Origin of the sequence: uncultured Jannaschia sp., assembly GCF_947494025.1 — a bacterium.
GTDB lineage: Bacteria > Pseudomonadota > Alphaproteobacteria > Rhodobacterales > Rhodobacteraceae > Jannaschia.
The window spans coordinates 78360-91945 of the sequence record NZ_CANLTQ010000006.1; the positions used below are offsets into that span (position 1 = coordinate 78360).

The 13586-nt window shown below is 69.5% G+C and carries 12 protein-coding genes and 1 tRNA gene; 11 read left to right on the plus strand and 2 right to left on the minus strand.

The genetic code is table 11. The features are described 5' to 3' along the window. Window positions 1–26 precede the first annotated feature (26 nt). Entirely contained in the window at window positions 27–794 is a 768-nt protein-coding gene (locus Q1B08_RS10605; RefSeq protein WP_299818062.1) for an SDR family oxidoreductase, read from the plus strand. Window positions 795–832: 38 nt separating this feature from the next. Further along, window positions 833–1795: a DNA topoisomerase IB gene (locus Q1B08_RS10610; protein WP_299818064.1), complete on the plus strand. Its 963-nt coding sequence runs from the start codon at window positions 833–835 to the stop codon at window positions 1793–1795. 27 nt (window positions 1796–1822) lie between these two features. Here Q1B08_RS10610 and Q1B08_RS10615 read toward each other — a convergent pair whose 3' ends face one another. Next, the gene (locus tag Q1B08_RS10615; protein ID WP_299818066.1) at window positions 1823–2986 is read right to left on the minus strand and encodes a HupE/UreJ family protein; all 1164 of its coding nucleotides are present in this window, start codon (window positions 2984–2986) and stop codon (window positions 1823–1825) included. Between Q1B08_RS10615 and Q1B08_RS10620 the strand changes: the two genes are divergently transcribed. The 7 genes from Q1B08_RS10620 to Q1B08_RS10650 all read left to right on the plus strand — a co-directional run bounded on the left by Q1B08_RS10620 (window position 2985) and on the right by Q1B08_RS10650 (window position 8856). Next, on the plus strand, window positions 2985–3794 hold the full coding sequence (locus Q1B08_RS10620; RefSeq protein WP_299818068.1) for a DUF4198 domain-containing protein: 810 nt from the start codon (window positions 2985–2987) through the stop codon (window positions 3792–3794). The two genes, Q1B08_RS10615 and Q1B08_RS10620, sit on opposite strands and share 2 nt — an antisense overlap. 28 nt (window positions 3795–3822) lie before the next feature. Next, a complete protein-coding gene (gene leuD / locus Q1B08_RS10625) occupies window positions 3823–4428 on the plus strand; it encodes a 3-isopropylmalate dehydratase small subunit (protein WP_299818070.1) in 606 nt (201 codons plus the stop codon). A gap of 247 nt (window positions 4429–4675) precedes the next feature. Then, on the plus strand, window positions 4676–5512 hold the full coding sequence (locus Q1B08_RS10630; protein ID WP_299818072.1) for a hypothetical protein: 837 nt from the start codon (window positions 4676–4678) through the stop codon (window positions 5510–5512). A 98-nt stretch (window positions 5513–5610) separates the two neighbouring features. After that, entirely contained in the window at window positions 5611–6489 is an 879-nt protein-coding gene (locus tag Q1B08_RS10635) for an endonuclease/exonuclease/phosphatase family protein (RefSeq protein ID WP_299818074.1), read from the plus strand. A 55-nt stretch (window positions 6490–6544) separates the two neighbouring features. Next, on the plus strand, window positions 6545–7651 hold the full coding sequence (gene leuB / locus Q1B08_RS10640) for a 3-isopropylmalate dehydrogenase (RefSeq protein ID WP_299818076.1): 1107 nt from the start codon (window positions 6545–6547) through the stop codon (window positions 7649–7651). A 54-nt stretch (window positions 7652–7705) separates the two neighbouring features. Continuing rightward, a complete protein-coding gene (locus Q1B08_RS10645) occupies window positions 7706–8692 on the plus strand; it encodes a DMT family transporter (protein WP_299818078.1) in 987 nt (328 codons plus the stop codon). Between the two features lie 87 nt (window positions 8693–8779). Then, window positions 8780–8856 (plus strand) — tRNA-Pro (locus tag Q1B08_RS10650). Window positions 8857–8966: 110 nt separating this feature from the next. On the opposite strand, the gene Q1B08_RS10655 is transcribed toward Q1B08_RS10650, so the two are convergent. Continuing rightward, a complete protein-coding gene (locus Q1B08_RS10655; protein ID WP_299818085.1) occupies window positions 8967–9470 on the minus strand; it encodes a DUF4334 domain-containing protein in 504 nt (167 codons plus the stop codon). A gap of 255 nt (window positions 9471–9725) precedes the next feature. On the opposite strand from Q1B08_RS10655, the gene Q1B08_RS10660 reads away from it, so the two are divergent. Both Q1B08_RS10660 and Q1B08_RS10665 read left to right on the plus strand, forming a co-directional pair. Beyond that, window positions 9726–11813, plus strand: coding sequence for a hydantoinase/oxoprolinase family protein (locus Q1B08_RS10660; protein ID WP_299818088.1), 2088 nt, complete (start codon window positions 9726–9728; stop codon window positions 11811–11813). Beyond that, window positions 11810–13519 carry a hydantoinase B/oxoprolinase family protein gene (locus Q1B08_RS10665; protein WP_299818091.1) on the plus strand — a complete coding sequence of 570 codons (1710 nt, stop codon included), beginning with the start codon at window positions 11810–11812 and terminating at the stop codon, window positions 13517–13519. The genes Q1B08_RS10660 and Q1B08_RS10665 overlap by 4 nt, the downstream gene beginning before the upstream one ends. The last annotated feature ends 67 nt before the right edge of the window (window positions 13520–13586 follow it).

The window sequence follows — 13586 nt, forward strand, 5'->3', positions numbered from 1 at the left end:
CCGATCCATGCAGCCGAGGCTCCGCGATGTCCACGACGCTCTTCGATCTCGCCGGCAGGCGCGCCCTCGTGACCGGATCGAGCCAGGGGATCGGGATCGCCCTCGCACGCGGTCTGGCGGCGGCGGGCGCGTCCATCGTGCTGAACGGGCGCGACGTGGCGAAGCTCGACCGGGCGGCGGAATCCCTGCGCCTCGAAGGGGCGGAAGTCGAGGCGCTCTGCTTCGACGCGACCGACCACGTCGCGGTCCGCGAAGCCATCGACGGGTTCGAGGCCGAGCGGGGGGCGATCGACATTCTCGTCAACAATGCGGGGATGCAGCACCGCACCCCGCTCGAGGATTTTCCGGTCGATGCGTTCGAGCGCCTGCTTCAGACCAACATCGCCAGCGTCTTCCATGTGGGGCAGGCCGTGGCGCGGCACATGATCGGGCGCGGGGCGGGCAAGATCGTCAACATCTGCTCCGTGCAGACCGCGCTCGCCCGGCCGGGGATCGCCCCCTACACCGCGACAAAGGGGGCTGTGGCCAACCTGACGAAGGGCATGGCGACGGATTGGGCCAGGCACGGGCTGCAATGCAACGGGCTGGCCCCTGGCTATTTCGACACGCCGCTCAACCGCGCGCTGGTCGAAGACGCGGATTTCACCGAATGGCTGGCGAAGCGCACGCCCGCCGGCCGCTGGGGCCGGGTCGAGGAGCTGGTGGGCGCCTGCATCTTCCTGTCGTCGGAGGCGTCGAGCTTCGTGAACGGCACCGTGATCTACGTCGACGGTGGCATCACCGCGTCGCTTTAGCGCGGAACCGGCGACGGCCGCCCGGGCGTTTGCCGGGCATGGATTTGCCCGACCTGATCTATTACCCGGACGACCGCCCCGGCATCACGCGGCGTCGCGCCGGGCGCGGCTGGTCCTACAAGGCGCCCGACGGCACGACGATCGACGACGTGAAGGAGCGCGAGCGGCTCAACGCGCTGGCCGTACCGCCCGCCTACAAGCACGTCTGGATCAGCCCCCGCACGCGTGGCCATCTGCAGGCGACGGGCTACGACGAGCGGACGCGGAAGCAGTACCGCTACCACCCGCAATGGTCCGAATGGCGCTCGACCAAGAAATACGCCGAGTTGCCGGCCTTCGGCACGGCGCTGCCCGCACTGCGCCGTCGCGTCGCGAAGGCCCTGGGCGGCGAGGCGGGCGAGAAGGACTTCGCGATCGCCGCCGTCCTGCGCCTCATCGACCGGACGTCGATCCGCGTCGGCTCGGACAGCTACTACGCCGAGAACGGGACCGAGGGCGCGACGACGCTCAGGGCGCGCAACCTGAAGCTGTCGGACAAGGCGGTGCGGCTCGACTGGACGGCGAAGGGCGGCAAGCGCGTACGCCGGCAGCTGAGCGACCGGACGCTGATGCGGGCGCTCCACGATCTGGCCGACCTTCCGGGCTCGCCGATCTTCGAGTGGACCGTCGGGGACGAAGCCTACGCGGTGCATGCCGATCACGTGAACGAATGGCTGCGGGAGGCGACGGGGCTCGAAGGCGCGACGGCCAAGACCTTCCGCACCTGGAACGGCTCCGTGGCCGCGCTCGAGGCGGCGATAAGGGCGGGCGACGGCGTGACGATCAAGGCGATGACCGAGGCCGCGGCGGAAACGCTGCACAACACGCCCACCATCGCGCGGAACAGTTACGTCCATCCCCGGGTCATCGCGCTGGCCGAGGAATGGCGCGAGATCGAGGCGCCCCCCGGTCCCGACGGTCTGCGCCGGGGGGAGCGGGCGCTCCTGTCGCTGCTGAGTTGAGACGCCGGGCGGCCGCGTCGCCCGCTCTCAGGTCAGGTACGGCAGGTCGCCCAGCAGCCCGATCCGGTTCAGAACCCAATAGGCCGCGATCGTCGCGATCACGAGCGAGCCGGGAATGGCGATGCGCCGCCGGTACCAGGGCCTGTCGCCGAAGGGCAGGCCGAGGAGCAGGAACGCCGCCGCGATCACGGTCAGCTGCCCGATCTCGACGCCTACGTTGAACGAGACGAGCGAGGCGACGAAATGGCTGCCCAGCCCGAACTCGGACAGGACCGAGGCGAAGCCCATCCCGTGCAGGAGGCCGAAGCCGAAGACCACCGCGATCCGCCCCCAGCCGATCCGGCCGCGGCCGCCCCGCCAGATGTTCTCGACCGCGACCCAGACGATGGAAAGCGCGATCAGCGCCTCCACGATCCACATCGTCGTCTGCACGATCCCGAGCGTGGCGAGTGCCAGCGTGACGGTATGGGCGATCGTGAAGGCCGAGACCTGCCACAGGAGGGGCCGCCACCTCAGCGAATAGAAGAAAAGCCCCAGTACGAAGAGGATATGGTCGAGCCCCTTCGGGATGATGTGGTCGAACCCCGAAACCACGTAGCGCAGCATGGCCTGGCCGACCGTCTGCGTGGCTACGCCCGTCCGGGGCATCGGCTCCGACAACGCGCCGTCGGTGAGGTAGGCGTCGTAGGCCTCGCCTTCGGCGATCTGCCGCACGACGAGGCCGCCGAGCCTTGCGTCCCACCCGAAGACGACGGGCCCGTCGCCGGGCGGAAGGTCCGCCGCGAGGGTCAGCGTGCTGTCGCGGCGCAGCTCGACGTCGCCCACTTCAGGCACGTCCACCCCGGTCAGCTCCGGCACGAGCGCCACGTCGCCCGATCGAAGGGTGATCCGCGACGCGATGCCGGGCCAGGCGGCCTCGAGCTCGGCGGCGAGCGCATCGGGGGGCAGGGCGCGGAGCGCGTCGCTGCGGTCGGCCTGCGGCGACTCGTCGGTGTCGGCGACCTCCGACAGGTTCACGCCGGCGATGACCGGCTCCAGCGCGGCGGAAATCTCGACGACCACGCGCCCGGACTCCACCGAGACATCGGCGACGGCCGGCTGAACCTCGTGTGCCGAAACCGTGAGGGGACAGGCGATTGACAGCAGCGCGAGGAGGGCCACCCTGAGCGCCGACCGGAGGAATATCGCCATGTCCGTTTCCCTGAAAGCCCTGTCCCTGGCGTCTTGCATCCTCGCCGGACCGCTACAAGCGCACGAGTTCTGGATCGAGGCGGAGGACTACACCGTCGCGCCGGGAGAGCGCGTCACTGCCACCTTCCGCAACGGGGAGGAACTGGAGGGTTCGGCGTTGAGCTACCTTCCCGGAAACTCGAACCGGTTCGACATGGTGATGGACGGCGAGGTGCGGGCGGTGCCCGCGCGCATCGGCGACAATCCGGCCTTCGACGTGGCGGATCTGCCGGAGGGGCTGCTGACGATCGTGCACGAGACAGGCAACCTTTTCGTCACCTACGAAGACTGGGACAGCTGGGCCAGATTCACCGAGCACAAGGATTTTGCCTTCGCGCAGCAGGCGCATCTGGACCGGGGCCTGCCCGAGACGGGCTTCCGCGAGACCTATCGCCGCTATGCCAAGGCGCTCGTCGCGGTCGGGGACGGCGCCGGTCGCGACGCCGCTCGCGGCTTCGAGGTCGAGTTCGTGGCCGAGGCGAACCCCTATACCGACGACCTGTCGGACGGGCTTCCCGTGCGGCTCCTGTACGGCGGCGCGCCACGGGCGGACGGACAGATCGAGATGTTCGCGAGGGACGCGGCGGGCGCGGTCGCGGTGACCTATCACCGGACGGACGCGGAGGGCCGCGCCGTGCTGCCGGTCGAGCCGGGGACGGAATACATGCTCGACCATGTCGAGATCCGGCCCACCGAGCCGGAGCGGGAGGGCGACGCGGTGTGGCGGACGCTTTGGGCCGCGTTGACCTTCGCCACCCCCGAAGCGTAAGCGGTCCGGGCAGAGCCCGGAGGACATCATGGACAAGTTCGAGACCATCACCGGCGTGGCGGCGCCGCTGCCGCTCATCAACGTCGACACCGACATGATCATCCCCAAGCAGTTCCTGAAGACGATCAAGCGCTCGGGGCTCGGCGTGAACCTTTTTGACGAAATGCGCTATCGCGACGACGGGTCCGAAGATCCGGACTTCGTGTTGAACAAACCGGCCTACCGCAACGCGCAGATCCTCGTTTCCGGCGAGAATTTCGGCTGCGGCTCCTCGCGCGAGCACGCGCCTTGGGCGCTTCTGGACTTCGGCATTCGCGCCGTGATCGCGCCGAGCTATGCCGACATCTTCTACAACAACTGCTTCAAGAACGGCATCCTCCCCATCGTCCTGCCGCAGAAGCAGGTCGACGCGCTGATGGAGGACGCGAAGAACGGCGAGAACGCCCGGATCACCGTCGATCTGGAAAACCAGACCGTGAGCGGCACCGACGGCACCGCCTACGCGTTCGAGGTCGACAGCTTCAGGAAGCACTGTCTCCTGAACGGGCTCGACGATATCGGCCTGACGATGGAGAAGGGCGCGGCGATCGACGCCTTCGAAAGCCGCGCCGCGCAGGAGCGTCCCTGGGTCTGACCCGCCCCGCGGGAGGCGCACCCGCCCGATCGCCGGATACCGCAAGCCTTTCCCGGATTCCGGGCGGGGCCTGGGGCATTCCGGACACATAAAAACCTGCTACGCCTTTTTGTTGCCGGTCAGGAGCTTGTTGGCCGAAGTTAAACAAGGCAGGTTGATGGCAATAATGAGGCAGTCGCCCCGCTCGGGGCATCAACGATCAGAGGTTCCGTCATAAGGGGCCCGATCCGGCAAGGAACGGCAGGTTGTGATTCGGCAGCTCCCCGGCGCGTGCCTTCGTGCGCTTCTCGTGGTGGTGATGGTGGCGACGCCATCGCTGCTGTTGCCGGGCGCGACGGACATCTCCGAGATCACGATCCTCGCCGCGCTCGTCGCGGGCGCCTTCGTGCTGTCCGAATACGCCGCCCCGGCCCCGAACCTCCTCGAGTTCCGCTCCGCCCCGCCCTACAACCGCATCCGCTTCGCGATCCTGCTCGCGATGCTGACGCTGATCGCCGTCGCCTTCAGCGGGGGGGGCGGCGGCTCGGTGCTGCAGCGACTGGTCCTCGCCGTGGGTCTCCTTCTCGGAGGCGCCACGGATTTCGTTCTGAGCCCGATCTGGCTGATCCTGCGGTTGATGCCGACGGAGGCGACGCCGGTGCAGGCGCAGACCGTGCGGGCGGCGGCCGGTCTCGCCTATCTTGTCGGCCTCGTCGGACTTTCCGTCTTCGCCATCGCCATCCGCGTCCTCGGTTGGCCCGCGCGCGGCGACGCGCTTAACATCTGGATCAACCTGCCGACCTGCGACCCGAACGCCCGGGGCGATGTGGTGGCTCGGTTGCGACGCGCTGGGGCCGTTAACATCTCGTTAGGGATCCTTGCGCCATACCTGATGCCGCCGCTGGCGCTGCTCGGCGCACGGGCCTTCGGCCTGTCGATGCTGCGAAGCGACCTGCTGCTCGTCTGGGTGATGTCGCTATGGGCCTTTCTGCCGGTTTGCCTGTTCCTGCGCGGGATCGCGCTGCGCCGGCTCGCGCTGACGATCGCGCTGCGCCGCCGGCGCCGGGCCGAGGTGGACGCCGATCCGGGCTTCCTGCCGGCCTGACCGCGCTTCTCCTTGCCTGTGCGGCTTCGTCGGCCGGGGCCGATACGATCCGCGTCGCGACCTACGATACCGGCCTCGGGCGCAAGGGGCCGGGCGTGATGCTGCGTGACCTCGTCACCGGGGACGAACAGGCGGAGGCCGCCCTCGCCGTCATCGCCGCCGCCGACGCGGATATCCTGCTGCTTCTCGACGTGGACTGGGATCACGAGCGGCGCGGCGCCGCGGCCCTCGTGGCCGCGTTGGCCGAGCGCGGGCTGTCCTATCCCCACGCGGTCGCGCTGCGGCCCAATTCCGGGGCGCCTTCGGGGATCGACCTCGACGGCGACGGCGATGCCCACGGCCCCCGGGACGCGCTGGGCTACGGATGGTTCACCGGCGACAGCGGACTGTTGCTCCTGTCCAACCGGCCGCTCGGAGCGCCGCGCGACCTGTCCGGCATGCTCTGGTCGGCGCGCTCGGACGCCGTCGGCGTGTTGCCGGACGCGGCGCGGGACGTGGTCCCGCTGGCGACGACGGCGCAATGGACCGTGCCCGTTACGGTCGGCAGCACCGAAATGACGCTGGTGACGATGGCGGCGGGCACTCCGGTCTTCGACGGCCCGGAGGATCGCAACGGCCTGCGCAACCGCGACGAGCTTGCCCTCGTCGCGGATCTCGCGGCGGCGGCGGAGATGCCGCTTGTGCTGGGCCGGGCCAATCTCGACCCCGGGCGGGGCGAGGGGAGACGCGAGGCGATCGACGCCCTGCTCGCGCATCCCCGGCTTCAGGACCCCGGGCCGGCGGCGCCGGACGGCACAACAGCGACCGCCATATGGGACAGCGTGGGGCCGATGCGCGTCGACTACGTTCTGCCGCCGCGGGCGCTGACCGTGGCCGACGCCGGCATCCTGCGACCCGGCCCGGACGATCCGCTCGCCACGGCGGCGGAGGATGCGGGCAGCGGCCGGCTCGTCTGGGTCGACCTCGTGGTTCCTTGACGACATCGGGGCGGGGGACTACCCCGGCTGCGTTTCCATCGAAAGGCACTGCGACATGGCGACCCCCTCCCTTCTGATCCTGCCGGGCGACGGCATCGGCCCCGAAGTGATGGCGGAGGTGCGCCGGGTGATCGACTGGTTCGGGGCGAACCGCGACCTGGCCTTTGATGTGAGCGAGGATCTGGTGGGTGGCGCGGCCTACGACGCCCACGGCGCGCCGCTATCGGACGCGACCATGGCGAAGGCGCAGGAGGTGGACGCGGTCCTGCTCGGCGCGGTCGGCGGCCCGGCCTACGACAAACTCGACTTCTCGCTCAAGCCCGAACGCGGTCTGCTCCGGCTCCGCAAGGAGATGGACCTCTTCGCGAACCTGCGGCCCGCGCAGTGCTTCGACGCGCTCGCGGACTTCTCCTCCCTCAAGCGCGACGTCGTCGCCGGACTCGACATCATGATCGTGCGCGAGCTGACGAGCGGCGTCTATTTCGGCGAGCCCCGGGGCATCGTGAAGGAGGGCAACGAGCGCGTCGGCATCAACACGCAGCGCTACACCGAGTCCGAGATCGCCCGCGTCGCCCGCTCCGCCTTCGAGCTGGCGCGGAAGCGGTCGAACAAGGTATGCTCGATGGAGAAGGCCAACGTGATGGAATCCGGTGTCCTCTGGCGCGACGTGGTGCAGGAGATCCACGACGCCGAGTACCCCGATGTCGAGTTGAGCCACATGTATGCCGATGCGGGCGCGATGCAGCTCACCCGCTGGCCCAAGCAGTTCGACGTGATCGTCACCGACAACCTGTTCGGAGACATGCTGTCCGACCTCGCGGCGATGCTGACCGGCTCGCTCGGCATGCTGCCCTCGGCGAGCCTCGGCCTGCCGATGGCGAACGGTCGCCCGAAGGCGCTTTACGAGCCCGTCCACGGCTCCGCGCCCGACATCGCCGGGCAGGGCCTCGCCAACCCGATCGCCTGCGTCCTGAGCTTCGCGATGGCGCTGCGCTACTCCTTCGGCGAAGGCGCGGCGGCCGATCTGCTCGAGGGCGCGGTGCAGGACGTGCTGGCGCAGGGGCACCGCACGGCGGACCTGATGGGGCCGGAGGGCGGCACGCCGATCTCGACGGCGGAAATGGGCGACGCGATCCTGGCCGCGCTCGACGCCGCGGCCTGACACCCGGACGGCGGCTCGTCGGGGGAGGGGCACGCCAAGCGAACGGAGACGGCGATGTCGGAACGAACTTCCCCCCTGTCCGGCATTCTTTTGGGACTGGCGGCCTACGGGTTCTTCTCGACCCACGACATCGCCATCAAACTGCTGGGCAGCCGTTACGCGGTCGTGCAGATCGTCTTCTTCGGCGTCATCCTGTCCTTTCCCCTCGTTATCTTCATGCTGCTGCGCGACAACGAGGCGCGCACGCTGAAGCCCGTCCACCCCTGGTGGAGCGCGATCCGGACGCTGTCCGCCGTGCTGACCGGGGCGGGCGCGTTCTACGCGTTCTCCGTCCTGCCGCTCGCGCAGGTCTATGCCATCATCTTCGCCGCGCCGCTGATCATCACCGTCCTGTCGATCCCGATCCTCGGGGAAAGCGTGGGCCCGCATCGCTGGGGCGCGGTCCTTGTCGGGCTCGCGGGCGTTCTCGTCGTGCTCCGGCCCGGAAACGTCGATCTGGGGCCCGGCCATTTCGGCGCGCTGACCGCGGCGGCCTGCAGCGCGCTGTCCTCGGTCATCGTCCGCAAGATCGGGCGGGAGGAACGCTCGGCGGTGCTGCTTCTCTACCCGATGATGGCCAACTTCACGGTCATGGGCATCCTGCTGCCCTTCGTCTATCAGCCGATCCCCCTCGGCGATCTGGGGCTTTGGGCGATGATGGCCGGCCTCGCCTTTCTGGCCGGCCTCACGTTGATCGAGGCCTATCGCCGGACGGAAGCCGTGCTCGTCGCGCCGATGCAGTACAGCCAGATCCTCTGGGCCGCGCTCTACGGCTGGCTCGTCTTCGGCGAGACGATCGACGGGGGCACGGGGCTCGGCGCCGGGATCATCATCGCCAGCGGCCTCTATATCGTTTTCCGCGAAGGGCGCGGCCGGTCGGAGAACGCTCCCGTCCTGCGGACCCGGTCGCGCCCCGAGACGGGCACGACGCCGCGGATCGGCCGGATGCTCTCGGCCGAGGAACGCGCGGTGCCGATGCGCTACCTCAAGTCCGGCCATTAGCGACGGCTTGCGTCCTTCACGGGGCACGACGCATGCCGATAGACCCTTGCCTCGCCTGAGCGGGGCCGATATGTGCCGCCCCACGGTCGGGCAGTGGCGCAGCCTGGTAGCGCACCTGCTTCGGGAGCAGGGGGTCGGAGGTTCGAATCCTCTCTGCCCGACCATTATCCGGAAAAGTGCCCTTGGGCTGCTTCCGGTCACTTGCAATTCCCTGTCTCGCATCGCTGTTTCCGGCACCCTGTCGATCGCCTGGACGGATCGGGTCCGCCCCCCGTCATGATCGGCATCGTTCCAGCCGGAAAAGGAAGGGCCGCTCGAAGCCGCGGTAATCCATGGCGCCGATCACCCTGTCGTCGTCCACGCGGCGGAACGCGTCGATGATCGGCAAGGCGTCGTAGACCATCGCGGCTGTGCAGACCCCCCGATATTCGACCCTCCGCAATCGGGCCGAGGGGCGCCGGGTGGCGAGGAGGCCGAGCGCCACGCGGAACGACGCGGCCCCCACGCGGCTTCGCAGCAGGCCGAGCCGCAGCGCGAACCCGAACGGCAGAAGCCCGGGCGCGATGGCGACGACCCGACCGGTCGAGGAGGTGAAGAGCAGCGGAAAGACATCTTCCCCCGAGTCGAACCGCTTCCCGAACCAGCCGAACCGTTCCAGACACCCGTCGAGAGGATGCCCGCTCGGAAAGCCGGTTCCGCGCCATGTTCCCCGCATCGTCCCGAGCTCGACGGGTTCGAGTCCGTCGAAGAACGCCAGCGCTTCCTCGGGGCCGCGCATTGGCCCCTGCCCATGACGGGGTGCTCCGAAATGCCCGGCAGGCCCGCGATCGTCCAAGCTCCGTCCCTCCCGATCCGACGACGCGGCCATCCTAACCGGGTCTCCGTCCTTCGGCAGGCCCGAAAGCCGTGGAAACGGTGATCGCGCTCGCCAGCGGGCCGGGATCGGCCAGGCGGACGTCATCCTTGCAGGACAAAAATGGACGTTCTCTTTCGGCGCGCGTAGCGTGCGGCGACACCATTCGGAGATCTGCGCATGCCCCCACCCCCGATCCGCCTCGGCGTCGATATCGGCGGCACCTTCACCGACGTCGTGCTGGAACACCCGGGCGGTCGCGCCTCGACCAAGGTGCTGACGACCTATGCCGCGCCGGAGGACGCGATCATCGAGGGGTTGCATCGGGTCTGCGCCGAGGCGGGCGTCGCGGCGGGCGCGATCTCGCAGATCATCCACGGAACGACGCTCGCCACGAACGCCCTGATCGAGCGGCGGGGGGCCAGGACCGCGCTCATCACGACCCAGGGCTTCCGCGACGTGATCGAGATGCGGACCGAGAGCCGGTTCGAGCAATACGACCTCAACCTCACGCTGCCGGAGCCCCTCCTGCCGCGAAATCGCCGCTACACCGTCGCGGAACGCATGGACGCGCAGGGCGGCGTGCTGATCCCGCTCGACCGGGGCGCGGTCGAGGCGCTCGTGGATGAGCTCGCCCGGGCCGGCTACGAGAGTGTCGCCGTGGGCCTTCTGCATTCCTACGTCAACGACGCGCACGAGCGGCTGATCGCGGAGGTGCTGGCCGAGCGGATGCCGGACGCGATGGTGTCGATCTCCTCGGAGGTCTCGCCGCAGATGCGCGAATACGAGCGCTTCAACACGACGATCGCCAACGCCTACATCAAGCCGCTGATGAAGTCCTATCTCGGTCGGTTGAGGGCCCGGCTGGCCGCCGAGGGGGCCGGGTGCCCGGTCTTCCTGATGCATTCCGGCGGCGGAATCATGTCGCTCGAGAGCGCGGCGGAATTCCCCGTCCGGCTCGTCGAATCCGGTCCCGCGGGGGGCGCGATCTTCGCGGCCGACATCGCGGCGCGGCACGGGCTCGACCGCGTGCTGTCCTTCGACATGGGCGGAACGACCGCGAAGATCTGCCTCATTCGGGGCGGCATGCCCAAGACAGCGCGCGTCTTCGAGGTGGCTCGGACCTACCGGTTCAAGAAGGGGTCGGGCATGCCGATCTCCATCCCCGTCATCGACATGGTGGAGATCGGCGCTGGCGGCGGCTCGCTCGCCCATGTCGACAGCATGGGCCAGATCCGCGTGGGCCCCGAAAGCGCCGGGTCCGAGCCCGGCCCGGCCTGCTACGGCCGGGGCGGCGACCGGCCGGCGGTGACGGATGCCGATCTGGTGCTGGGCAAGCTCGATCCCGGCAACTTCGCCGGCGGCTCGATCCCGCTCGACCCGGACGCCAGTCGTGCGGCGCTCGACGCGGCGATCGGCGACAGGCTCGGCATGGACGCCACCGAGGCCGCGTGGGGTCTCGCCGAGGTCGTGGACGAGAACATGGCCAATGCCGCCCGCGTCCACGCGGTCGAGAACGGCGAAGACCTGTCGGACTACACGATGATCGCCTTCGGCGGCGCCGCCCCCCTCCATGCCGCAAGGCTTTGCGAAAAACTGGGCATCGACCGCTGCCTCGTGCCGGAGGGCGCGGGCGTGGGCTCCGCCATCGGCTTCCTGCGCGCGCCGTTCAGCTTCGAGGCGAACCGCTCCGTCTTCATGCGGATGTCGGAGTTCGACGCCGGTTTCGTCCGCACCCTCTTCGCGGAGATGGAGTCGGAAGCGACGGCCTTCGTGCGCTCCTGCGACGCTGCGGTGGAGATCCGGTCCGACCACAAGGTCTACATGCGCTATTCGGGGCAGGGCTGGGAGATCCCCGTCGCGCTTACCCCCGAACAGGCCGCCGCGCCCGATGCCGCGACCTTTCTCGACCTCTTCGAGGCGGACTACACCACACTTTTCGGGCGTCCGGTCGCAGGCATGGAGGTCGAGATCGTCGTCTGGTCGGTCAACGCCCACACCGACGCCGCCATTGCCGAACGACTCGGGGAGGTTGCTCCGGCTGGCGACGCGGCCTCGGGCGGCCGCCGCGACCTCTTCGACCCTGCCAGCGGAACCCGGACGCAGGCAGCCATCGTCGCGCGCCGCGACATGGCACCGGGCCGGGCCGCGCAGGGCCCCGCCGTCGTGACCGAGGCCGAGACCACCGTGATCGTCCCGAGAAGCCGGGAGGTCTTCGCCCATTCCGACGGGACCTTGGACGTCCGTACGAAGGAGACTGCCCGATGAACGCCGCGAAACCCGAACGCAGTCAGGTGGCGCATCAGGTCATGTGGAACCGCATGATCTCCATCGTGGAGGAGCAGGCGCAGGCGCTCGTCCGCACCGCCTTCTCCACCTCCGTGCGCGAGGCGGGCGACCTGTCCGCCGGCGTCTACGACGCGTCCGGGCGGATGCTCGCACAGGCGGTCACCGGCACGCCGGGCCACGTCAACGCGATGGCGGACGCGGTGGGCCATTTTATCCGGCGCATCGGCCGGGATACGATGGAGGAGGGCGACGTCTACCTGACCAACGACCCGTGGGAGGGCACGGGGCACCTGCACGACATCACCGTCGTCTCGCCGTCTTTCCATGAGGGGCGCCTGATCGGCTTCTTCGCCTGCACCGCGCATGTCACCGATGTCGGCGGGCGCGGTTTCGGCGTGGACGCGAACTCCGTCTACGAGGAAGGGCTCTACATCCCGATCATGCGCTTCGCCACGAGGGGTGAGGTGGACCGGACCCTCCTCGCCATCGTCCGCGGCAATGTACGCGAGCCGGATCAGCTCGTCGGCGACCTCTACGCGCTCGCCACCTGCAACGAGATCGGCCATCGCCGCCTCATCGAGATGATGCGGGAGTTCGGCCTCGCGGACCTCGCCGGCATCTCCGACTTCATCCTGACCAATTCGCGACGCGCCACGCTCGAGCGGATCGCGGCGCTGCCGCCCGGCTCGGCCGAAGGTCACATGCGGATCGACGGCTATTCGACGCCGATCGATCTGCGCGTGAAGGTCACGATCGAGGCCGACCGCATCCTGTCGGACTGGTCGGGGACGAGCGGGCCGGACCCGAAGGGCATCAACGTGCCACTGGTCTATACCAAGGCCTATTCCTGCTACGCGCTCAAATGCGCCATCGCGCCGGAGATCCCGAACAACGCCGCCTCGCTCGAGCCCTTCGAGATCACCGCGCCGGAGAACACCATCGTCAACGCGCGCCACCCCGCTCCGGTCGCGCTGCGTCACGTCATCGGGCACATGGTTCCCGACACGGTCTACGACGCGCTCGACCGGTTGCTGCCGGACCTCGTGCCGGCGGAAGGGGCGGGCAGTCTCTGCAACTTCCAGGTCAGCCTGCGGCCGCGCACCGATGCGGCCGCGCCGGACGGCGCCCGGCGGGCCGAGGTGCTGACCTTCAATTCCGGCGGGTCGGGCGCGCGGCCGACGCTCGACGGGATGAACGCGACCGCGTTCCCCTCGGGCGTGATGACCATGCCGGTCGAGGCGACCGAGCAGGTCGGCCCCGTGCTGATCTGGCGCAAAGAGCTGCGCCCCGATTCCGGCGGCGCGGGCCGGCAGCGCGGCGGGCTCGGGCAGTTCATGGACGTGGGCGCGCGGGAGGGGCACGAGTTCGACATCTCCGCCATGCTCGACCGCGTCGATCATCCCGCGCGGGGCCGCCGCGGCGGGCAGTCCGGCGCGCCCACGATCATCGCGCGCGACGACGGCGTGCCGATGCGCGGCAAGGGACGCCAGTTCGTGCCGCACGGCCGGATCGTGCGCATGGCCTTTCCCGGGGGCGCGGGCTACGGCGACCCCGCGGCGCGCGACCGCGCGGCCATCGCCCGCGATCTGGCGCTGGGCTACATCAGCGCGGATTACGCGCGGGCGCAGCACGGGCTCGAGGACCAGGAGATCGCGGAGATCCTCGCGGGTCGCGAACGGGGCTGAGATGCGTTAACCCGGCCGCCGGGCCTGTCGCACATCGATACCGGCTTGGTCGCCGCCTGGGCGGGAC

Coding starts and splice junctions, on each gene's coding strand:
- leuD (WP_299818070.1), top strand. CDS start 3,823: ATGGACAAGTTCGAGACCATCACCGGCGTGGCGGCGCCGCTGCCGCTC.
- Q1B08_RS10665 (WP_299818091.1), top strand. CDS start 11,810: ATGAACGCCGCGAAACCCGAACGCAGTCAGGTGGCGCATCAGGTCATG.
- Q1B08_RS10620 (WP_299818068.1), top strand. CDS start 2,985: ATGTCCGTTTCCCTGAAAGCCCTGTCCCTGGCGTCTTGCATCCTCGCC.
- Q1B08_RS10660 (WP_299818088.1), top strand. CDS start 9,726: ATGCCCCCACCCCCGATCCGCCTCGGCGTCGATATCGGCGGCACCTTC.
- Q1B08_RS10635 (WP_299818074.1), top strand. CDS start 5,611: ATGCTGCGTGACCTCGTCACCGGGGACGAACAGGCGGAGGCCGCCCTC.
- leuB (WP_299818076.1), top strand. CDS start 6,545: ATGGCGACCCCCTCCCTTCTGATCCTGCCGGGCGACGGCATCGGCCCC.
- Q1B08_RS10655 (WP_299818085.1), bottom strand. CDS start 9,470: ATGCGCGGCCCCGAGGAAGCGCTGGCGTTCTTCGACGGACTCGAACCC.
- Q1B08_RS10645 (WP_299818078.1), top strand. CDS start 7,706: ATGTCGGAACGAACTTCCCCCCTGTCCGGCATTCTTTTGGGACTGGCG.
- Q1B08_RS10615 (WP_299818066.1), bottom strand. CDS start 2,986: ATGGCGATATTCCTCCGGTCGGCGCTCAGGGTGGCCCTCCTCGCGCTG.
- Q1B08_RS10610 (WP_299818064.1), top strand. CDS start 833: ATGGATTTGCCCGACCTGATCTATTACCCGGACGACCGCCCCGGCATC.
- Q1B08_RS10605 (WP_299818062.1), top strand. CDS start 27: ATGTCCACGACGCTCTTCGATCTCGCCGGCAGGCGCGCCCTCGTGACC.